General features: G+C 74.3%; 16 protein-coding genes. 10 read left to right on the plus strand and 6 right to left on the minus strand.

The features are described from left to right. Window position 1: 1 nt before the first annotated feature. From ACODT5_RS05565 to ACODT5_RS05575, 3 genes are read right to left on the minus strand one after another with little or no spacing between them, the layout of a single operon-like run. A complete protein-coding gene (locus ACODT5_RS05565) occupies window positions 2–1000 on the minus strand; it encodes an ABC transporter permease (RefSeq protein ID WP_422518065.1) in 999 nt (332 codons plus the stop codon). After that, window positions 988–1896, minus strand: coding sequence for an ABC transporter permease (locus ACODT5_RS05570; RefSeq protein WP_385382083.1), 909 nt, complete (start codon window positions 1894–1896; stop codon window positions 988–990). Before ACODT5_RS05570 ends, ACODT5_RS05565 begins: the two co-directional genes overlap by 13 nt. After that, window positions 1896–3065, minus strand: coding sequence for an ABC transporter substrate-binding protein (locus ACODT5_RS05575; protein ID WP_422518066.1), 1170 nt, complete (start codon window positions 3063–3065; stop codon window positions 1896–1898). The genes ACODT5_RS05570 and ACODT5_RS05575 overlap by 1 nt, the downstream gene beginning before the upstream one ends. Before the next feature lie 289 nt (window positions 3066–3354). Here ACODT5_RS05575 and ACODT5_RS05580 point away from each other — a divergent pair, with 289 nt between their 5' ends. Beyond that, window positions 3355–4101, plus strand: coding sequence for a GntR family transcriptional regulator (locus tag ACODT5_RS05580; protein WP_422518067.1), 747 nt, complete (start codon window positions 3355–3357; stop codon window positions 4099–4101). Window positions 4102–4384: 283 nt separating this feature from the next. Here the strand turns inward: ACODT5_RS05580 and ACODT5_RS05585 are convergent, their stop codons facing one another. Beyond that, window positions 4385–5218, minus strand: a complete 834-nt coding sequence (locus ACODT5_RS05585; protein WP_422518068.1) for an NAD-dependent epimerase/dehydratase family protein — start codon at window positions 5216–5218, stop codon at window positions 4385–4387. Between the two features lie 71 nt (window positions 5219–5289). Between ACODT5_RS05585 and ACODT5_RS05590 the strand changes: the two genes are divergently transcribed. Next, the gene (locus tag ACODT5_RS05590) at window positions 5290–6330 is read left to right on the plus strand and encodes a LysR family transcriptional regulator (RefSeq protein WP_422518069.1); all 1041 of its coding nucleotides are present in this window, start codon (window positions 5290–5292) and stop codon (window positions 6328–6330) included. Next, window positions 6327–7916: a hypothetical protein gene (locus tag ACODT5_RS05595; RefSeq protein WP_422518070.1), complete on the plus strand. Its 1590-nt coding sequence runs from the start codon at window positions 6327–6329 to the stop codon at window positions 7914–7916. The genes ACODT5_RS05590 and ACODT5_RS05595 overlap by 4 nt, the downstream gene beginning before the upstream one ends. A gap of 36 nt (window positions 7917–7952) precedes the next feature. On the opposite strand, the gene ACODT5_RS05600 is transcribed toward ACODT5_RS05595, so the two are convergent. Further along, window positions 7953–8666: a hypothetical protein gene (locus ACODT5_RS05600; protein WP_422518071.1), complete on the minus strand. Its 714-nt coding sequence runs from the start codon at window positions 8664–8666 to the stop codon at window positions 7953–7955. Between the two features lie 273 nt (window positions 8667–8939). Here ACODT5_RS05600 and ACODT5_RS05605 point away from each other — a divergent pair, with 273 nt between their 5' ends. From ACODT5_RS05605 to ACODT5_RS05635, 7 genes are all read left to right on the plus strand, one after another. Further along, window positions 8940–9737 (plus strand): CoA transferase subunit A, encoded by a 798-nt coding sequence (locus ACODT5_RS05605; RefSeq protein ID WP_422518072.1) that lies wholly within the window; start codon window positions 8940–8942, stop codon window positions 9735–9737. Between the two features lies 1 nt (window position 9738). Then, entirely contained in the window at window positions 9739–10395 is a 657-nt protein-coding gene (locus tag ACODT5_RS05610) for a CoA transferase subunit B (protein WP_422518073.1), read from the plus strand. A 163-nt stretch (window positions 10396–10558) separates the two neighbouring features. Continuing rightward, window positions 10559–12109, plus strand: coding sequence for an extracellular catalytic domain type 1 short-chain-length polyhydroxyalkanoate depolymerase (locus ACODT5_RS05615; RefSeq protein WP_422518074.1), 1551 nt, complete (start codon window positions 10559–10561; stop codon window positions 12107–12109). A 151-nt stretch (window positions 12110–12260) separates the two neighbouring features. Beyond that, window positions 12261–13679: a 3-hydroxybutyrate oligomer hydrolase family protein gene (locus ACODT5_RS05620; protein WP_422518075.1), complete on the plus strand. Its 1419-nt coding sequence runs from the start codon at window positions 12261–12263 to the stop codon at window positions 13677–13679. Window positions 13680–13802: 123 nt separating this feature from the next. Continuing rightward, a complete protein-coding gene (locus ACODT5_RS05625; RefSeq protein ID WP_422518076.1) occupies window positions 13803–14585 on the plus strand; it encodes a 3-hydroxybutyrate dehydrogenase in 783 nt (260 codons plus the stop codon). A 131-nt stretch (window positions 14586–14716) separates the two neighbouring features. Further along, window positions 14717–15376 (plus strand): NADPH-dependent FMN reductase, encoded by a 660-nt coding sequence (locus ACODT5_RS05630; protein WP_422519563.1) that lies wholly within the window; start codon window positions 14717–14719, stop codon window positions 15374–15376. A gap of 81 nt (window positions 15377–15457) precedes the next feature. Beyond that, window positions 15458–16903 carry a glyceraldehyde-3-phosphate dehydrogenase gene (locus ACODT5_RS05635; RefSeq protein ID WP_422518077.1) on the plus strand — a complete coding sequence of 482 codons (1446 nt, stop codon included), beginning with the start codon at window positions 15458–15460 and terminating at the stop codon, window positions 16901–16903. 55 nt (window positions 16904–16958) lie between these two features. Here ACODT5_RS05635 and ACODT5_RS05640 read toward each other — a convergent pair whose 3' ends face one another. Then, window positions 16959–19853 (minus strand): helix-turn-helix transcriptional regulator, encoded by a 2895-nt coding sequence (locus tag ACODT5_RS05640; protein ID WP_422518078.1) that lies wholly within the window; start codon window positions 19851–19853, stop codon window positions 16959–16961. Window positions 19854–20370: the final 517 nt, after the last annotated feature.

The raw sequence follows: 20370 nt of genomic DNA on the forward strand, positions 1-20370 counted from the left end.
GTCAGGACTCCTTGCCGGAGGTACGGGAGGTGCGGGAGGTTGCGGAGTTGCGCGAGGGCCCGGGGGACACGGTGGTGGGGGCGGTGCCGGCCCGGGAGAGGAGGAGCAGCAGCAGCCAGGTGATGAGGAGGCTGAGGACGGAGACGGCCACCGACATGCGGGCGTGCGCTCCGGAGATCGACACGATCCACACGGCGAAGGGCTGGAAGCCGAGCAGCGAGGCGATCGTGAACTCGCCGAGGACCAGGGCCAGCGTGAGGAACCCGGCTCCGGCGAGGGCGGCCCGCAGGTTCGGCAGGATCACGCGCAGGACCACGTACGGCCAGCTCGCGCCACAGCTGCGGGCGGCCTCGACCAGGGTCGGGACGTCGACGGCGCGCAGGCCCGCGTCGAGGGAGCGGTAGACGAAGGGCAGTGCGAGCACGGTGTACGCGAGGACCAGGACGACGGGGAAGTCCGGGTTCTGGACCGCGAGGAAGGTCTGGTAGAGCGGGGTCGTGGAGAGGTGTTCGGGACCCCAGCGCAGCACCGTGGTGATGCCGGTGACCAGCGCGATCGGCGGTACCACCAGCGGCATCATGCACATCACCTCCACGACCGGGCGCAGGCGCGGGGAGCCGATGCGTACGGCGACCAGCGCGGGCACGGCGAGGAGCAGCGACGCGGCGATGGTCGCGGCGGCGAGGCCCAGCGAGAGCAGCAGGCTCTCGGTGAACCCTTCCGCGGAGAGCAGTTGGGTGTACGCCTCGAAGCTGATGCCCTGGCCGGGGACGTGCACGGTGAACACGAAGGAGGCCAGGAGCGGGAGGACGAAGTACGCGCCCGCGAGCGCGAGCACCGCTCCGCGCCAGACCCGGGGCCGGGAGCGGGGGCGCAGCCGGCGCGGGGTTCGGGCCGGGGGTTCCTGCCGGTCCCGCTCACCGTCCCGGCCCGCGGGGGCCGGAGCGGCGGCCGGGGCCGCCTCGTCCTGCGGGGCGGGCGTCGGGGTCATCGCAGCCATCGGGCGCTCCGTCGCTGGAGGGGCAGGTAGACCGCCATGACCAGGCCGGCGATCACGATCATGTCGAGGCCGAGGGCCAAGGCCACGTTCTCCTGGCCGGTCAGCACGTTTCCGGACAGGGCGTCCGCGATCTTGAGCGTGACCAGCGGGACGGAGCCGCCGACGAGGGCGGCGGCCGTGGCGTGCGCGGCGAAGGCCGTGCCGAAGAGCAGCACGAACCCGCCGAGCAGGGAGGGCGCGAGGACGGGCAGGCCGACGTGGCGCCAGAACTGCCAGGTGCTCGCCCCGTTGTTCTGGGCGGCCTCGCGCCACTGGGGGCGCAGTCCGTCCAGCGCGGGGACGGTCACCAGCACCATGAGCGGGGTCAGGAAGTAGAGGTAGACCACGGTGAGGCCGGTGAAGGAGTAGAGGTTCCAGCCGAGGTCGGTGAGGTCGGCGAGCTGGGTGACGACCCCGGAGATCCCCACGGTGGCGATGAACGCGAAGGCGAGGGGGACCCCGCCGAAGTTGGCGAGGACGCCGGAGGCGGTCAGCGTCGCCCCGCGCAGGGCGCGGGAGGGGGAGGTGACGACGGCCTGCGCGATGAGGACGCCGAGCACCCCGGCCACGAGTGCGGTGAGGGCGGAGAGCTGGACGCTGCCGATGAGCGAGCCGAGGTAGGGCCCCTGGAGGGAGCGGGCCAGGTGCTCGCCGGTCGCTTCGGTGGCGCCGCTCACCGGGTCCGTACGGGTGACCGCGCCGAAGGCGATGGCGCCCAGCGGGACGCCGAAGCACAGTGCGGTGAAGACGAGGAGGGGGAGGGCGGCGAGCCAGGTGCGCGGGCCGCGCCGCCGGCGGCGGGTGGTGCTGCCGCCGGCGGTCCCCGTCGAGTGGGGGATGGTGGTGGAGGCGGACATCAGCTGAGGGCCTTGTCCCACTTCTCGGCGAGGGTGGCCTTGGCCTTGTCCAGCTCGGTGGAGGCCGGGAAGGCCGGGGTGCCCTGGACCTGCGGGAGCTTGGTGACGGCTTCCTTGTCGACGGTGCCGGCCTGGGTCATGGCGGGCAGCAGCACGGGGCGGGCGAAGCCCTTCAGCCACAGGTTCTGGCCCTCGGTGCTGTACAGGAACTCCATCCACAGGCGGGAGGCCGCCGGGTGGGGGGCGTCCTTGTTGATGGCCTGCGAGTAGTACTGGGCGTAGACGCCGTCGGTGGGGATGGCCACCTTCCAGTCGACGCCCTTGCCCTTGAACTGCTCGGCGTAGCCGGCGTTCAGGTAGTCCCAGTCGATCGAGATGGGCGTCTCGCCCTTCTCGACGGTGGCCGGGGTGGACTCGACGGGGATGAAGTTCCCGCTCTTCTTCAGCCGGCCGAAGAAGTCGATGCCGGGCTGGATGTCCGCGAAGGAACCCTTGTTGGCGAGGGCCGCCGCGTAGACGCCGCCGAAGGCGGAGCCGGACTTGGTCGGGTTGCCGTTGAGGGCGACCTTGCCCTTGTACTCGGGCTTGGCCAGGTCCGCGAAGGACTGCGGGCAGTTCGGGATGCGGGCGGCGTCGCAGCCGATGGAGACGTAGCCGCCGTAGTCGTTGTACCAGCGGGCGTCCGCGTCCTTCTGGGCGGCGGGGATCTGGTCCCAGGCGGTGACCTTGTACGGGGCGAAGAGGTTCTCGGCGGCGCCGCTGCGGGCGAAGGCGATGCCGAGGTCCAGGACGTCGGGGGCGCGGGTCTGGCCCTTGCGGGACTTGACGGCGGCGATCTCGTCGGCGCTGGAGGCGTCCGGGTTCTCGGCGTTGATCTTGACCTTGGGGTACTTGGCCGCGAACGCCTTCTGGATCTCGCCGTAGTTCGCCCAGTCGGCGGGCAGCGCGATGACGTTGAGCTCGCCCTCCTTCTCGGCGGCCGCGACGAGGCCCTCCAGGCCGCCGAAGTCGGCGACCGAGGTGGCGGCGCCGGGCTGGGTCTTGTTCTTGCCGTCGCCACCGGCGGAGCCGGCGGTCTTGTCGGGTGCGGCGCCGCACGCGCTGAGCGTGGTGAGCACGGCGGCACTGAGCAGGACGGCCGCACCGCGACGGGCGGAGGAACTGAGCACGGTCTCTCCCGGAGACGAAAACGCATGAGAACGCTTGGAGGAGGATTCACTTGTCTGAACAAGTTGGCTCCAGTTCGCCCTGGGTCTCTGTACGGACGGTGAACGGCGGCTGTCCCGTGGAGCACGTCTCGACGAAGACCGGAGACCGGCCGGATTCAACCGTGCCGGACAGCCTCAAGATGATCTTCGGGGCCCCGGCGCGGCCTAGGCTTGCGGGCGGGAGCGACGGGCTCACGGCTCCGGGCGGCAGGGCCGGTACACACATCCACGCAAGGGGGAACAGGACAGCATGGCTACGGTGCGGTATCTGGAGATCGCCGAGGCGCTGCGCCGGTCGATCCTCTCCGGCCAGTACCCGGTGGGCGCCCAACTTCCCTCGGAGAGCGACCTGGCGGCACACTGGTCGGCCTCCCGAGGGACCGTCCGCCAAGCGGTGGCGACGCTCGCCGCCGAGGGGCTGATCGGCTCCCGGCAGGGGGCCCGCAGGATCGTCCTGCGCCACGAGCGCAAGCACAGTTTCGGCGAGCTCAACAGCTTCGCCCAGTGGGCCGAGGGGGTCGGCCACCAGGCCGCGAGCCGCTTCCTGTCGCGCACCCGGCGCCCGGCCACCTCCGAGGAGGCGGACCGGCTGGCCCTGCCGGCGGGCACGGAGATCCTGGCCGTCCTGCGGCTCCGGCTGCTCGACGGGGAGCCGACGATGGTCGAGCGGACGGCCTACGCCGACTGGGTCGCGGCGGCGGTCGAGGCGATGCCCGAGGACTGCCGCTCCGTGATGGACGGTCTGGCGAACGGCTCCGGCATCGTCGCCCACTACGGCGAGCACCTCATCGACGCGCTTCCCGCCGGCAGCGAGGACGCCCGGCTGCTCGAAATCCGCCGCGGCAGCCCGCTTTTGCGCCAGCGGCACGTCTCCGCGACCCGCACGGGCCGCCCCATCGAGTGGTCGGACGACCGCTACCGGGCGGGAAGCGTCACCTTCAGTGTGAACAACTCGGCAGTAGCAACTCCCCTGGAGCGCCGGGCCGGGGACCGCTAGGCCGTCTCTTTCGGATCTTGTCGGTCAGGTCCGCGTCGTCCGGTGCCGTGCCTCGGCGCGCTGCCGGGGCTCCCGCGTACTGGACGTACTCGGGTGCCCCGGCAGCGCGCCGAGGTGCGGTGCCGGGCGGCGCGGACCCGGCAAGATCCGAAAGAGACGGCCTAGGGGCTGCCTCCCCTGCCGAGCGGTCACTGGCCGCCCGCCGCCTGCACACCGACATGCCGATCCCCACCGCCTCCTCGCACCGGAGGCGGTCCGGAGTCCCCATGAGGCCTCCCGACCCCTACGCCCGCAGTGCGGCGGCGCTCTCCGAGACGGCCTCCGGGAGCCAGTCCGCGAGCCGCCCGAAGCGGAAGCCGAGCGCGGCGGCCCGGCCGTTGTCCATCGCGTAGGCCCGGTCGAGGGAGAACGGGGAGGCCTCGGCCCCGGACGCGACGGTCCGCAGGAGCGGCGCCCGCCCGACCCCCTCGGCGACGGCCCCGACCAGCCCGAGCACGTCCAGCTCCCCGTGCGAGGCCGCGTTCACCGGCCCGGTGAACTCCTGCTGCCCCGCCCAGTGCAGGAACCGGGCGATCTCGTGGTGGTGGATGAAGGAGGTCGGGTACGGGGCTTCGTGCACGGCCACCGGGATCCCGGCGCCGATCCGCTCCACGTAGTGCGCGAGGCGGCCGGTGAACTCCGCCCGGCCGCCGCCGAGTACGTGCGCGGTGCGCACGGCCACGTGACCGAAGGCGGGCTCCGCCCCCAGGACCTCCTCGGCCCGCCGCTTGCCCTCGGCGTAGGCGCGCGCACCGGGGGTGGGCGGCGCGGGGTCGTGGACCTCGATCGTCGAGGTCATCACGTACCGCCCGGTGCGCCCGGCGAAGACGCGGCGGGCCGTCTCCGCCTGCCGGGGCGTGTAGCAGACCTGGTCGAAGACCACGTCGAAGGTGCGCTCCCCCAGCGCCTCGCGGAGCCCCGCTTCGTCCTCCCGGTCGGCGATCAGGTGGCCGACGCCCCGCGGCGGGGCGGTGGAGCCCCGGTTCACGACGGTCACCTCGCTCCCGGCGTCCCGCTCCAGGGTGACCAGGTGCTTTCCGAAGTAGCGGCTGCCGCCGATGACGAGGATCTTCTTCATGCCCTGGACTCTGCCGCTGTACCGTCGCCAGCGGAACTACCGCAATACTGATCACGTCGTAAGGGAAACTGATGATCGATGTGCAGCGGCTGCGCATCCTGCGCGCCGTGGCCGAGCACGGCAGCTTCAACAAGGCCGCCGGGGCGCTGCTCCTGACGCCCTCGGCCGTCTCCCAGCACATCGCGGCCCTCGAACGCGGCCTGGGTCACCCCGTCGCCGTCCGCAGTACCCGCGGGATCACGCTCACGGAGCCGGGCCGGCTGCTGGTGGAGGCGGCGGAAGCGGTGTCGGCGGAGCTCGACCGGGTGCGCCACGAGATCGACCGGGTCACCGCCGAGCGGCCGCGGCTGACGGTCGCCACCTTCGTGAGCGGGGGCCGCAGGCTCCTGCCGGGTGCGCTCGCCGGGTTCGTCGCCGCGCACCCCGAGGTGGAGCTGACGGTCCTGGAGGCCGAGCCGGAGGAGGCCGTCCCCATGATGGCTTCGGGCGCCGCCGATCTGGCCCTCACGTACCACTTCGACGGGCCGCTGCCGCTCCGCCCGGGGGCCGGACTCGACTGGCTGCCTCTGATGGAGGACCCGTTGGCGCTGGTCCTGCCGCCGGGGCACCGTTTGGCGGGGCGCACGTCGGTCGCCCCGGCCGAACTCGCCTCCGAACGCTGGGTACTGGGCTGCCGCAAGACCGAGGCCTACCTGCGCCGGTACGCGGACCGGGCCGGTTTCGACCTCCGGGTGGCGGCTTCCACCACGGACTACTTCTTCGCGCGCTCCCTCGTCGAGGCGGGCGTCGGCGTCGCACTGATCCCCCGGGTCGCGCTGCCGCCGGAGGACGCGGACGGGACCAGGGACGGGGATGCGGGCAGGGACGGGGCCGTGAGCGGGGACGGGGATGCGGGCAGGGACCGGGAAGGGCACAGGCACCGGGACGGGGACGGGCACGGGGACGGGCATAGTGATCGGGCGGGCCGGGGCGTCGCCGTCGTACCGGTCGAACCACCCTGCCCCGCACGGCACATCGGCGTGCTGACGCTGCGCCGACGCCGTCCCCATCCCTACGCGGCGGCCATGGCCGAGGCCTTGACCGGAGTGGTGCCCGGGGTGGTGCTGCCGTGATCCGGATCCTGTGCGGCCTCGCCGCCAATCCGGCCCTGCCCGCCGATCTCCTCGACCGGCTGGTCGAGCTCGCGGGCCACCTCCACGATCCTGACGAGGACCTCGCCTGCGCACTGGCCGAGCGCACCGACCTCACCGGCCGCCAGGTCCGGACCCTGGCCGCCGGTGAGCAAGCCGCGATCCACCTCGCGCACGCCGGACTGCTGGACCCCGCCGACGTGGACCCGCTCGACCGGCCGCCAGTGGCCCTGGCCCTGCTCGAAGAGGGCGCCGGACCGCCCGAGTGGGCCCGGTCCCTCGCCGCGCACCCCGACCCGGAGACGCGGTGGCAGCTCGCCTCCCGGCCCGGGCTGCCACTCGACGTACGGGAGTCCCTGGCGGCGGACCCGGACGTGTCGGTCGTGGCCGAGCTCGGCATCTGGACCACCGATCCGGCCCTCGCCGCCCGCCTCGCGGCGCATCCGCACGCCGAGGTCCGGATGGCGACCGCGATCAACGAGGCCGTTCCGCCGGCCGCGCTGGCGGCGCTGATCACCGGGGAGGGACTCGCTCCGGCCGCGTCGTGCCTGGTCTGCGACCAGGAGGAGATCCCGTTCACCCACGATCCCCACTGCCCGCGCCGGGACTGCGAACTGCGCGGCGGAGCCGCCTGCGCGGGCGGCCACGAGTCCACCGTGCACGACACGCTCCGGCGGGCCGCGCGCAACCCGGCCACGCCCTCCGGGGCCGCGGCGTCCCTGGCCGGACACCCCTCGATGATCGTCCGCTGGTCGCTGGCCGAACGGACCGACCTGTCACAGGAGTTGTACGCGCAGCTGGCTGCGGATCCGATCCCGGGCGTGCGGCACGAGACCGCCGGGAACCCGGCGCTCGACGGGCCGCTGATCCGCACGCTGGCCGCGGATGCCAGCGCCGACGGACAGCCGGACGTACGCCTCCTGCGGCTCCTGGCCCGCCTTCCCGGCGTTCCGCTCGACGTGCTCGCGGAGCTGGCGCGGACGGTCCCGCTCGGCCCGGAGCCGGTGCCGCGGCTCGCCGCAGCCACCGAGCCGGAGCTCGCCGGGCTGGCCGCCTCCCCGCACCCGGCGGTACGCGCGCTGGCGGCCCGGGGCCGGGGCCTTGCGGCGGCGGTGCGCGACGCCCTGGCCGACGACCCTGACGCGGCCGTCGTCGTATGCGTCGCCGCGCACCCCGGCCTGTCCGAGGACCGGCTGCGCGCGATGGTCGCGCGGCACGGCGTACGGGTCCTCGCGCAGGTGGCCTCCAACCCGGACGCGCCGCCCGCCCTGTTGGCCGACCTGGCGCGGCACGACCCGCCCGTGCGGCGGGCCTTCCGCGAGATCGCGGTGCACCCGCGCGCGACGGAGCCCGCACTGCTGGCGTGCCTGGCGGAGCCCCGGGCCCGCGCCGACGCCGCACGGCACCCGGCCCTGTCCGCAGCCGTCCTCGTGGGGCTGCTGGACGGCGAGCGGCCTGACACGGGAACAGACACCGACACCGACACGGCCGAGGCTGCGGCGGCCAACCCCTCGCTCCCGCGGGCGGCGATGGAGGAGCTGCTCGATCGTGCGGGCCGGAGCACCTGACCGGACCGGCGCGCCCGACCGGGCACGGGTCACCGGTCAGGGAGCGGCGGTCAGCGGGCCCTCCAGGAGCGTGGGCTGCTCGCCCTCCGTGACGGTGACGGGGATGCCCCCGGTGGCCTTCTCCAGCTTCGCCTTGAACTCCGCCGACGCGGCGCCCTCCTTCGTGGAGGTCACCTCGACCGCCTCGCCGTGGCCGCTGGAGACGCTGTAGACCGGGAAGCCGATTCTGAGACCGATCAGCTTGTCGCCGGCGGCCTGGAGGGTCTGGTGCGCGTAGGTGCTCAGGTACAGATCGGCCCGGGCCGGGTCCGCTTGCGGATCCGCCGCGTGCGCCGCCGCCACGAGGAGCTTTCCGCGGGCGAGGTCGGTGACGCAGAGGGCGACCCGGCCCGCCGGATGGTCCACGATCTGGGTGGAGTACACGTCGGCGAAGGCTCCGTAGCCCTGGTCCCCGATGGCCTGGGCGAGCCGCTCGCCTTCGGGGGTGTTGGCCGGGCTGCCGTCGATCAGCGTCGGCGAGGACTGCGGTGCGGCGGGGTCGATCACCGGGCACCTCGTCGCGGCCTTCGTGGGCCGGGCGGGCGCCGCCACGGGATCGCCCGGGGCGGCCGGGTCGGCCCGGTCGGCCACGCCGGCCTGTCCGCAGCCGGTGAGCAGCACGGCAGCGGCTCCCATGCTCAGGGCGAGGGCCACGGCCGCGTTCGGCTTCGAGGCCTTCCCCTTGGTGCTCCCCTTCGCGCTCGCGTTCACAACCCGCTGGTATCTCTCGGTGGTTCTACGCACCTTCGGTTCCCCCCTCTTCTCCGGTGCCGGATCGGCACCGCTCTTCGGCACCGCTCTGACGCGCGCCCGGCTCCGCCGGTTCCCCGTGGTGCCGTGGCCCACAGCGGGGCGGCCCGGTGTGGGCCCGGCCGCCATGGCCAGGGCGGGCCGGCGGTTCCTAGGGTCGGTCGGGCGGGCCCGGCCGCGCGCCGGCCCGTTCGGGTGGCCGGCGGCCCGGGGCCGCGTGGAGGAGGGTATGCGATGGGGTTGGACAAGGAGGTCGCGAGTGCGGCCGGGGCGGTGGCGGACATCCCCGCCGGAGCCTCGCTCGCGGTGGGCGGCTTCGGCCTGTGCGGGGTGCCGGGCGTGCTGATCGGCGCGCTGCTGGAGCGCGCGAAGGTGCACGGCCTGGAGGTGGTGTCGAACAACTGCGGGGTGGACGACTGGGGGCTGGGACTCCTGCTGCGCGAGGGCAGGATCGCCCGGATGACCAGCTCGTACGTGGGCGAGAACAAGGAGTTCGCCCGGCAGTACCTGAGCGGCGAACTGGAGGTGGAGCTGGTCCCGCAGGGCACCCTCGCCGAGCGGCTGCGGGCCGGTGGCGCGGGCATCGCGGCGTTCTACACGCCCGCCGGGGCCGGTACGCAGGTCGCGGAGGGCGGCCTGCCGTGGCGCTACCGCGCCGACGGGGGCGTCGCCGTGGCCTCGCCGCCCAAGGAGCTGCGCAGCTGGGGCGGCCGGGAGTACCTCCTGGAGGAGGGCATCACCACCGACTTCGCCCTGGTGCGGGCGGCGGCCGGGGACCGGCACGGCAATCTCGTCTTCCATGCCTCGGCCCGCAATTTCAACCCCCTCGCCGCCATGGCGGGGCGCATCACGATCGCCGAGGTGGAGGAGCTGGTGGAGCCGGGAGAGCTGGATCCGGACGCCGTCCACCTGCCGGGCGTCTTCGTCCAGCGGGTGGTCCTCGTGCGTCCCGGTGATCCGGCGGCGGAGCGGCGCGTCGAGCGCCGCACGGTCCGGACGGCCCTCCTCCCCGCACAGCAAGGCGGCGTGTGACATGGCTCTGACGCGTGAGCAGATGGCGGCCCGCGCCGCCCGCGAGCTGACGGACGGCACGTACGTGAACCTGGGGATCGGGTTGCCGACCCTCGTCCCCGACCACGTGCCACCGGGGGTCGAGGTGGTGCTCCAGTCGGAGAACGGCATCCTCGGCGTGGGCCCGTACCCGGTCGCCGAGGAGGTCGACCCGGACCTGATCAACGCGGGCAAGGAGACGGTCACGGTCCGGCCGGGGGCTTCGTTCTTCGACTCCGCGCTGTCCTTCGGCATGATCCGCGGCGGGCACGTGGACGCGGCCGTGCTGGGCGCCATGCAGGTGTCGGCCTCGGGCGACCTGGCCAACTGGATGATCCCGGGGAAGATGGTCAAGGGAATGGGCGGCGCGATGGACCTGGTGCACGGTGCGCGCAGGGTGATCGTGCTCATGGAGCACACCGCCAAGGACGGCACGCCGAAGCTCGTGGAGCGGTGCGAACTGCCGTTGACCGGGCGGGGCGTCGTCCACCGGGTGATCACCGACCTCGCGGTCCTCGACATCACCCCGGAGGGGTTCCTGCTCCGCGAACTGGCGCCCGGGGTCTCGCTGGACGAGGTCCGTACGGCGACGGCCGCGGAACTGACGGTGGCGGCGGGGGCGGTGAGCACCGGCAGTTAGCAGCGGGCGGGAGCCCCGCGCAACCCTCGCGGACCGGTCAAGCGGAGGCCGGACTATGGAGCTCCGCGCCATGCCGCAGCAGGCCGCGCCGCTCTTACGGTGGCGGGCACCGCGGGCCCCGGACGACGGGCCCGCGCCGTGCCCGCCGCCTCAGGGAGCCGCCATGTCCTTGCGCAAGAGATCCTCCGACACCCGGACCACCGGCCGGCAGCGCCCTCACGGGTGGTCGAAGCGGCAGACGTACGGCCGGTCGTACGGGCAGGCGCGCCGGAGTCTCGTCCGGCTGCTCGCGCTGGTGCTGCTGGTCGTGGGCGGGGTGGTGGCCGGACCCGTCTCCCCCGCCCGCGCGGCCGTCGCGCTCGAGCGGGTCACCGGGTTCGGCTCCAATCCGGGGCAGCTCACCATGTACGTGTACCGGCCGGCCTCCCTCCCGGCCCAACCGGCCGTGGTGATCGCCCTGCACGGCTGCACGCAGAACGCCCAGACCTACGCCGACAACTCCGGACTGCCCGAACTCGCCGACCGTGACGGGTTTCTGCTGGTCCTCGCGGAGACGACCTCCGCCAACAACCTCAACAAGTGCTTCAACTGGTTCCAGTCCGCGGACAACCGTCGCGGCCAGGGCGAAGCCGCGTCCGTCCGGCAGATGGCGGCTCACGCCGTCTCCGCCTACTCCGCCGACCCCGCCCGCACGTTCGTCACCGGCCTGTCGGCCGGCGGCGCCATGACCTCCGTGATGCTCGCGGCCTACCCGGACGTGTTCGCGGCCGGGGCGGTGATCGCCGGGCTGCCCTACGACTGCGCCAAGGGGACCAGCCCGTACACGTGCATGAACCCCGGGGTGGACAAGTCACCGGCTGCCTGGGCCCAGTTGGTCCGCGACGCGCATCCGGCGTGGCCCGGGCCCTGGCCCCGGGTAGCGATCTGGCAGGGGGAAGCGGACACCACCGTCGTTCCCCGCAACGCCGATGAACTGCGCGACCAGTGGACGGCGTTGCACGGGCTCCCGCAGACCCCCGCCCGAACCTCGGTCATCGGACCGAACGCGACCCGCCAGGAGGAGTACCGGTCCGCCGACGGCACGGTGGCCGTCGAGGTGGACCGGGTCCCGGGCATCGGGCACGGCACCCCGGTGGACCCGGGCTCCGGTCCCGGGCAGTGCGGGCACACGGGGGCGGCGTACTTCCTCGCCTCGATCTGCTCCGCCCACTGGATCTCGAAGTTCTTCGGTCTGGACGGCTCCACGACCGACCCCGGCCCCGGCCCCGGCTCCCTGCCCGCGCCCTCCGGTCTGACCGCCTCCGCCGTCGGGGACACCAGTGTCACCCTCACCTGGGACCGGGTGCCGGGCGCCACCGACTACGCCGTCCACCGGGACGGGATCCAGGTCGCCACCCCGGCCGGGCCCCCTCACACCGACGGCGGCCTCGCCCCCGGTACGGGCCACACGTGGACCGTCGCGGCCCGCGACGGCGCGGGAGCGGCCGGGGCCCGCTCGGCGCCGGTCACGGCGAGCACGACCGGTGCGCCGGCGGCGTGCTGGAAGGCGAACAACTACCAGCAGGTACAGGCCGGGCGGGCCACGACCGACGGCAGCTACGCGTACGCCAAGGGCTCGGGGCAGAACCTGGGGCTCTACAACCTCTACGTCACGCACACCCTGAAGGAGGCCCCCGCCGGCTACTTCACCCTCGCCGACGCCGGCTGCCCCTGAGCCCCCGACCGACCGGTCCCGCCGCCCGCCATGGCTCCCGCCCCCACCCGGTGGGCCACCGCCATGGCGGGCGCAGCCGTGTCGGCGGCCGGCGCTCCGGCCGTAGCCTCCGGCCCAGTCCCCGTCCCCGCGCACCTTCTGGAGGCTCCCCATGCCACCGGCCATCCGTTCCGCCGCCACCGCGGCCGCGGCCGTCGTCCTCCTGGCCTCGGCCCTTCCGGCCCTCCTCGCCCCGCCGGCCGCCGCCGGTGAATCCGACGCCCACTGCGCGCGCCGCGCCCGTCTTCACGTACCGGGCGCGGAACACCAACAGGCTTCCTGCCTGCACGAGTTGACCACCGCCGGCACGGTGACCTCCGGGCACACCGATCCGGCCGACTGGGCCGGTCTCACCCCCAGGGACCTGGCCGTGCCCACGGGCGTGCCGGGCATCCAGATCGACGGCTACTTCCCCGACACCCCCGCCCCGGCCGCCGTCCCCAACACCAACCACGGCTGGAACCACGACGCGCAGTTCGTCATCCGGCTGCCCGACCGCTGGAACGGCGGTCTCGTCGTCGCCGGCTCCCCGGGCGTGCGCGAGCAGTACGCCAACGACCGGGCCATCGGCGACTGGGTGCTCTCGCGCGGCTACGCCTTCGCCGCCACGGACAAGGGCAACACCGGGGCCGCCTTCCACCGCGACGGCCGGGCCCCCGGGGACGCCGTCGCCGAGTGGAACACCCGGGTCACCCAGCTGACCCGGGCCGCCCGCACGGTCGTCGCACAGCGCTACCACCGGGCCCCGGACCGCACCTTGGCCACGGGCATGTCCAACGGGGGCTACCTGGTCCGCTGGCAGCTGGAGAACCATCCGGAGCTGTACGACGGCGGGGTGGACTGGGAAGGCACCCTGTGGCGGGCCGACGGCCCCAACCTGCTCACCTTCCTGCCCCCGGCACTGGCCGCCTATCCCGCCTACGCGGCCGGCGGCCCGCAGTCCGGCCCGGCGCACGAGGCGATGCTCGCCGCCGGTTTCCCGGCCGGCTCGGAGTTCCTGTGGCCCTTCCACCACAGCTACTACTGGGACCTCACCCAGCGGATCTACCGCGAGGAGTTCGATCCGGGCTTCGACGGTCCGACCGAGGCCGGGACCCCGTTCTGCACGCCCGGCACCCCGGCCTGTGACGCCGACTACGCCTACGCGGAGCGGCCCGCGGAGGTCCGGCGCGCCGTCCAGCGGATCGCGCTCACCGGCCGGATCGGCAAACCGCTGATCACCCTGCACGGCACCCTCGACGTCCTGCTCCCCATCTCCCGCGACTCCGACGTCTACGCCGAGATGGTCCGCCGGGCCGGCCGCGGGGACCTGCTGCGCTACTACCGCATCGAGGGCGGCACCCACGTGGACTCGCTCGTCGACGCCTTCCCCGACCGGCTTCGCCCCCTCACCCCGTGCCACCGCGCCGCCTTCACCGCCCTGGAGGAGTGGATCGGCCGCGGCGTGCGGCCGCCGCTCGGCCACACCGTGCCCCGGGATCCGTCCGCCACCCCGGCGGCCCTGCTGGCCGGCTGCCCGCTCGACACCTGAGGACGCGCCGCCCCGGCCGCGTGCACCACCGGCACGCATGGTGATCGTCTCCATACGGGCGGCGCCGAGTATGGGGGGCGACACCGTGGGCGCCGCACCACGGCCCTCCCTACGCTTCCGGCCATGACGAGCGAACTTCCTTCCCCCACCGGTCCGCCCCCCACCGGTCCGCGGGGCCGCGTCGCTTTGGTGACGGGCGGCGGCAGCGGCATCGGCCGGGCGTGCGCGGTGGCCCTGGCGGAGGCCGGGGCCGTGGTGCACGTGGCCGATGTCGACGCGGCGGCGGCGAAGGCCGTCGCCGGCCTCGTCGGCGGGCACGCCCACGTGGTCGACCTGGCCGATCCCGCCGCCATCGGGGGGCTTCCGACCGCCGTCGACATCCTGGTCAACAGCGCCGGGCTCCAGCACGTCGCCCCGATCACCGAGTTCCCGCCCGAGCGCTTCGCGCTGATCCAGCAGGTGATGGTCACCGCGCCCTTCCTGCTGCTGCGCCACGTGCTGCCGCACATGTACGCCGCCCGCTGGGGCCGGGTGGTCAACATCTCCAGCGTGCACGGGCTGCGCGCCAGCGCGTACAAATCGGCCTACGTGGCCGCCAAGCACGCCCTGGAGGGGCTGAGCAAGGTCACCGCGATCGAGGGGGCCCCGTACGGGGTGACCAGCAACTGCATCAGCCCCGGCTACGTCCGCACCCCCCTGGTCGAGGGGCAGATCCTCGACCAGGCCGCCGCCCACGGCATCGACGCCGGGGACGTGCTCTCCGAAGTGCTGCTGACCCGCTCGCCGATCAAGCGGCTCATCGAGCCCGAGGAGGTCGCGGCGGCCGCCCTGTGGCTCTGCGGCCCGCACACCGGCTACGTGACGGGCTCCTCGCTCCCCCTGGACGGCGGCTGGGGCGCCAACTGACCCCGTCCGGGTGACAGCCCGTGCGCCGCGCCGCGGGGATCCCCGGCTGGTCCCGTACGGTCCCGCACGTGACCGATGCGAACCAGCCCCAGAGCCCGAAGTTCCCGAAGGATCCGGCCGCCCCGGATCCCCTGGACCTCACCGGCGGACCCGACGCCCTACGGGTCCTCGTCCTCGCGGGGTCCTCCCGCGAGGGCTCCGTGAACGCCCGGCTGGCCGCGCTCGTCGCCGGTCAGGTCGAGCGGTCGGGCGCCGTCGCGGACCTCGCCCGGATCGGGGACTTCGTGATGCCCACCTACGACGGCGACGCCGAGGAGGCCGACGGCCAGCCCGCGGGGTCGGCCGCCCTGCGCGAGCGGCTGCTGGCGGCCCAGGCCCTGGTGATCGCCTCGCCCGAGTACAACGCCTCCGTGCCCGGCGTCCTGAAGAACGCCGTCGACTGGGTGTCCCGGTTCCGGCCGCAGCCCTTCAAGGACAAGCAGACCCTGCTGGTGTCCGCGTCCCCGTCGATGATCGGCGGGAACCGCGGGCTCTGGGCACTGCGGGTCCCGCTCGAACACCTCGGGGCCCGGGTGTACCCCGACATGTTCAGCCTCGCCATGGCGCACTCGGCCTTCGGCGAGGACGGCGAGCTGACCGATCCGGGCCTGCGCGAGCGGCTGGCCGACACCGTCGATTCCTTCCTCGCGCTGGCCGAGGCGGACACCCGCTACCTGTGCCTCCAGCGCCGCTGGTACGAGTTCCTGGGCGACGAGAGCACCGCCGCGGTGACCCAGCGCGCGGAGGGCTGACCGCCTGCTCAGGGGGTGCCTGAAGGAGCGGTCCGCGCGCGGGTTAGCATATGAGCGCCGCCTAGCTCGAAAGATAATTCTGTGACTGTCAATGACGACTCGTTCACCAACTGGAAGAACCGCGAGAAGATCGCGGAGTCGATGATCCCGATCATCGGCAAGCTGCACCGGGAGCGGGACGTCACGATCCTGCTGCACAGCCGCTCCTTGGTGAACAAGTCCGTGGTGAGCATTCTCAAGACCCACCGGTTCGCGCGCCAGATCGACGGCGAGGAGCTCTCGGTCACCGAGACCCTGCCGTTCCTCCAGGCGCTCACCACCCTCGACCTCGGTCCCTCGCAGATCGACCTCGGCATGCTCGCCGCGTCGTACGCGGCGGACGACCGCGGTCTGTCGGTGGAGGAGTTCACCGCGGGCGCCGTCGCCGGCGCCACGGGTGCCGACAAGATCGAGCGCGGCGAGGGCCGCGACGTGGTCCTCTACGGCTTCGGCCGCATCGGCCGCCTCGTCGCCCGCCTGCTCATCGAGAAGACCGGATCCGGCAACGGCCTGCGCCTGCGTGCCATCGTCGTCCGCGGCGGCGGTGAGGCGGACCTCGTCAAGCGCGCCTCGCTGCTGCGCCGCGATTCGATCCACGGCCAGTTCCAGGGCACGATCACCGTGGACGAGGCGACCAGCACGATCATCGCCAACGGCAACGAGATCAAGGTGATCTACGCCAACGACCCGTCCGAGGTCGACTACACGGCGTACGGCATCAAGGACGCCATCCTGATCGACAACACCGGGAAGTGGCGCGACCGCGAGGGCCTCTCGAAGCACCTGCGCCCCGGTATCGACAAGGTCGTCCTGACGGCTCCGGGCAAGGGCGACGTCCCGAACATCGTGCACGGGGTCAACCACGACACGATCAAGCCGGACGAGCAGATCCTGTCCTGCGCCTCCTGCACCACCAACGCGATCGTCCCGCCGCTGAAGGCGATGGCGGACGAGTACGGCGTTCTGCGCGGCCACGTGGAGACCGTCCACTCGTTCACCAACGACCAGAACCTGCTGGACAACTACCACAGCGCCGACCGCCGCGGGCGTTCCGCGCCGCTCAACATGGTCATGACCGAGACGGGTGCCGCCTCGGCCGTCGCCAAGGCGCTGCCCGACCTCAAGGCCCCGATCAGCGGCAGCTCGATCCGCGTCCCCGTCCCGGACGTCTCGATCGCGATCCTCAGCCTGCGCCTGGGCCGCGAGACCACCCGCGAAGAGGTGCTCGACTACCTCCGCGACGTGTCACTGACCTCTCCGCTGAAGCGCCAGATCGACTTCACCACGGCGCCCGACGCGGTCTCCAGCGACTTCATCGGCTCGCGCCACGCCTCGATCGTCGACGCGGGCGCCACCAAGGTCGACGGGGACAACGCGATCCTCTACCTCTGGTACGACAACGAGTTCGGCTACTCCTGCCAGGTCGTCCGGGTCGTCCAGTACGTCTCCGGGGTCGAGTACCCGACCTACCCGGCGCCGGCGGTCTGATCCCCCGAGACCCCGTAGGACCGGATGTACCGGACGCCCCCCGCGTGACCCCAGGTCACTCGGGGGGCGTCCGTGTCTCCTGGCCCGGGGCCGCGGCGGCGCGGGCCGCCGCGAGCTGGGTGCGAGAGCGGACGCCGAGCTTGCGGTAGACCCGGCTCAGCATGCCCTCGACGGTCTTGACCGAGATGAACATGTGCTGGGCCGCCTGCTGATTGGTGGCCCCCTGGCAGATGAGGTCCGCCAGGCGGGACTCGGACTCGGTCAGCCTGCTCGCGCCCGGGGCCGGCCCCGTGGCCTGGCCGGTGGCCGGAGCCGATCCGCCCGCCCGGTCGAGCAGCTCCCGGGTGAGCTCCTGCCAGGGGCGGGCGCCGGTGTCGTCGAAGACGGCGCGGGCCGCCTCCCAGGCCGCGCGGGCGGCCGCCTGGCGCCTGCGGGCCCGTTCGACCCGGCCCAGGGCAAGGAGCGTACGGGCCTGCTCCAGGGGCAGCCCCAGCCCTTCGAAGGCGGCCGCAGTGCGGTGCAGCAGGACGCTCGCCTCCTCCACGGCGCCGCCGCGGGCCAGCAGGATCCCGTGCGCGCGGTCCAGTGCCGCGCCCGGTCCCGAGTCGACTCCGGCCCCGCCCGGGGCGGGCCGGGCGCGCTCCAGCAGTTCGCGGGCCAGGTCGAGCCGGCCCGCGCAGGTGAAGGCCTCCACCGCGTCCGGCTGCCAGCGGAACATGCCGGGGTCGGCGAGAGGTACGTGCCGTTCGGCCTCGGCGACGGCCGTGAGCGAGGCCACCGCGTCGGCCACGTCCCCGGTGTGCAGCTGGACCGCGCCCATGACCCAGAGGTTGCGCGACACGTACAGCCCGTCGCCCTCCTCCTGCGAGGCGCGGGCCCCGCAGGAGGCGGTGCGCAGGGCGGCCGCGAAGGATCCGGCGGCGCTCTGCGTCAGCGCGGCGGTGTACCAGGCGGGGCCCATGGACAGCCCCGCCCCGGTGGACAGCCGTACGGCCTGATCGGCCCAGGCGAGCGCCGGGGCGCACGCGCCGAGGCGGGTGTCGACCTCGGCGAGGCTGCGCCAGATGTCGACCAGGTCCTCGGAGTCGCCCTCGTGCTCGGCGAGCGCGAGCAGCTCCAGCAGCCGATCGCGCGCCTCGGCCAGCCGGTCGTCGAAGACGGCGTGCCGGGCGGCGAGGTACTGGGCGCTGTTGCGGATGCCGGAGTGCTGGGCCGGGATCCCCAGGGCCAGGGCTTCGGCGAGGGTGCCCGGCGCGTCGGCGGTGCCGAGGACCCGTTCCATCCGGGCGCGCATGGTCAGGGCGGCGGCCTGCAGGGGGCGGTGGCCGCCGGCGGCGGCGAGTTCGGCGGCCCGGCCGGCGGCGCGCAGGGCCCGCTCGGGGGCGGCGTGCGCGACGTTGGCGGCGATCGCCGCGCGGAGCTCGACGGCGGCGAGGAGCTCGGTGTGGCCCGTCGCCAGTTCCCGGCAGCGCGCGAGCAGCGGCTCCAGATCGGAGATGGCCTGTCCGTGGGCATCGACGACGGCGAGCAGTGCGGTGACCTGGTCGGTGGGCTCGGCCCTGCTGGCGGCCAGTGCGTCGGCCGCCTGCCGGGCGATGTCGACGGAGCCGGCGCAGGCCGCCTCCTGGGCGGCGTACGAGAGCCTGCGGATCCGCATGGCGGACCGGGCCGGCGGGGTGATCTCGGCGGCGATCAGGAACAGCTCGGCGGCCAGGGAGCGTTCGCCGGCCTCGCGGGCGGTGGCCGCCGCGGTCTCGGTGTCCTCGGCCAGCCCCTGGTCGGGCAGGTCGGCCGCCAGCGCCCGGTGGCGCACCTCGTGCACGGGGTCTCCGACGGCCCGCGCGAGCGTCAGGTGGGCGGCCGCCCGCAGGGGCCTGGCCCCGGAGCGGGCGGCGGCCCGGGCCAGGGCCGCCGCCGTGAAGTGGACGGCGCTCGCCGGGTCCACGCTCAGCACGCCGGCCGCCTGCGCCTGGGCCAGGTGTTCCTCGGCGTCGGAGCGGCCCGCCCTCAGGAGCAGCGGCAGCGAGGGCCGGCTCGTCAGGGCGGCGAGCATCAGGGTGTGCCGGGCGGGTTCGCCGAGCGTGGCGCGCAGCCAGGCTCCGGCCGCGTCGACCGACTGCTCGGCCAAGGCGGGCCGGAGCCTCTCTGAGGCGGGCAGCCGCGCAAGTGCCGTACAGGACACGGAGGTCAGCAGGGGGTGGCCGCCGCAGTGGCTCTGCAGGGGGCCCGCCCAGCGGGTGGGCAGCCCGTGTGCGTCGAGGAGGGTGGCCGTCTCCTCGGCGTCGAGGGGGTCCACGTCGACCTGGGCGGGGTGGCCGCCGAGCAGTCGGGCGGCGGACTGCGCCCGGCCGTGCACGCGCTCGGTGACGATCGCGGTGAGTCCGGGCGGGGCGAGGGTGCGCAGGGCGTAGCCGAGGACGTCGGCGCTGGCCGGGTCGAGCCACTGAGCCCCGTCCACGGCCAGGATCCAGCGGCCCGACGCGAGCAGCGCGGTCACCGCGAGGCGGGCGGGCAACTGCTCGGAGGCGGCGAGCGGTTCGTCCGCGCCCCGGTGCAGGATCCGGTCGACCACCTCGTTCTGCCTGCCGGAGAGCACCGCGAGTTGGGCCGGGCCGCAGTGGGACAGCATCTGGGCGAGCGCGCCGAAGACGTGGCCCCGGTCCTCTTCGACCGTCGTCACGCGCAGCACCGTCCACCCGGAGCCGGAGCCGGAGGCGGGGACGGCCCCGGGGCCGGAGCCGGACCCGGCGGGCAGGGTGCGCAGCACGTCCTCCAGGACGGTGGTCTTGCCCGCGCCCCAGGGGCCGGCGAGCGCCACCCGCCCGTCGCGCTCCAGCACTCCGGCCGCGTGGGCGGCCGCGCCCGAGGCCGCTCGCCGGGCCCCCGCGACGGGCGCGGGACGGACGGGGTGAGCGGTGGCGGGGTTCCCCGAGTCACTGTCTGGCGTCACGAGGAGGCACCGTAGGCGGCGTCGGTTCCCGTGACAACGCCGGGTGCCGCCGGGCCGGGGGATCAAGGGTTTCCCCTGATGCCAAGGGGCGCCGCTCCCCGCGATGGTGGTGCGACGGCGGGCCGTCCGCGCTCCGGGTGCGGGGTGGCATGCCCGGAGCACCACTGCCCTCCACGGGAGGAGCGGGGGCGTGGTCCGGACGGCCCGCCGTTCCGCGTGTCGGGCCCGGCGCGACGGGCCCGGCACGCCGTACGGGCGCCCGCGCGGGCCGCCGCCCGCGCCGCGCGCGTGCGCCCCGCCCCGGTCCACGTGGGAGGACAACACGGGGCGGGGCGCGGCGGGTTGGGGTCAGTCCGGGCCACGTGGTCCTCGCGGTGGGCAGCAAGGGATTCCTCCGATGCTCCCGACACCGGCCCGGGATCACTCTGTTGGCCACCCCCGGAGTGCGCGGACGCGGCTCCCCGGAATGCGTGCTCCGGGGCTGTGAACGGTCCCGTGCTCCCCCACGGGGCCCGCC

The organism is Streptomyces tatrensis (genome assembly GCF_049310065.1).
Taxonomy (GTDB): domain Bacteria; phylum Actinomycetota; class Actinomycetes; order Streptomycetales; family Streptomycetaceae; genus Streptomyces.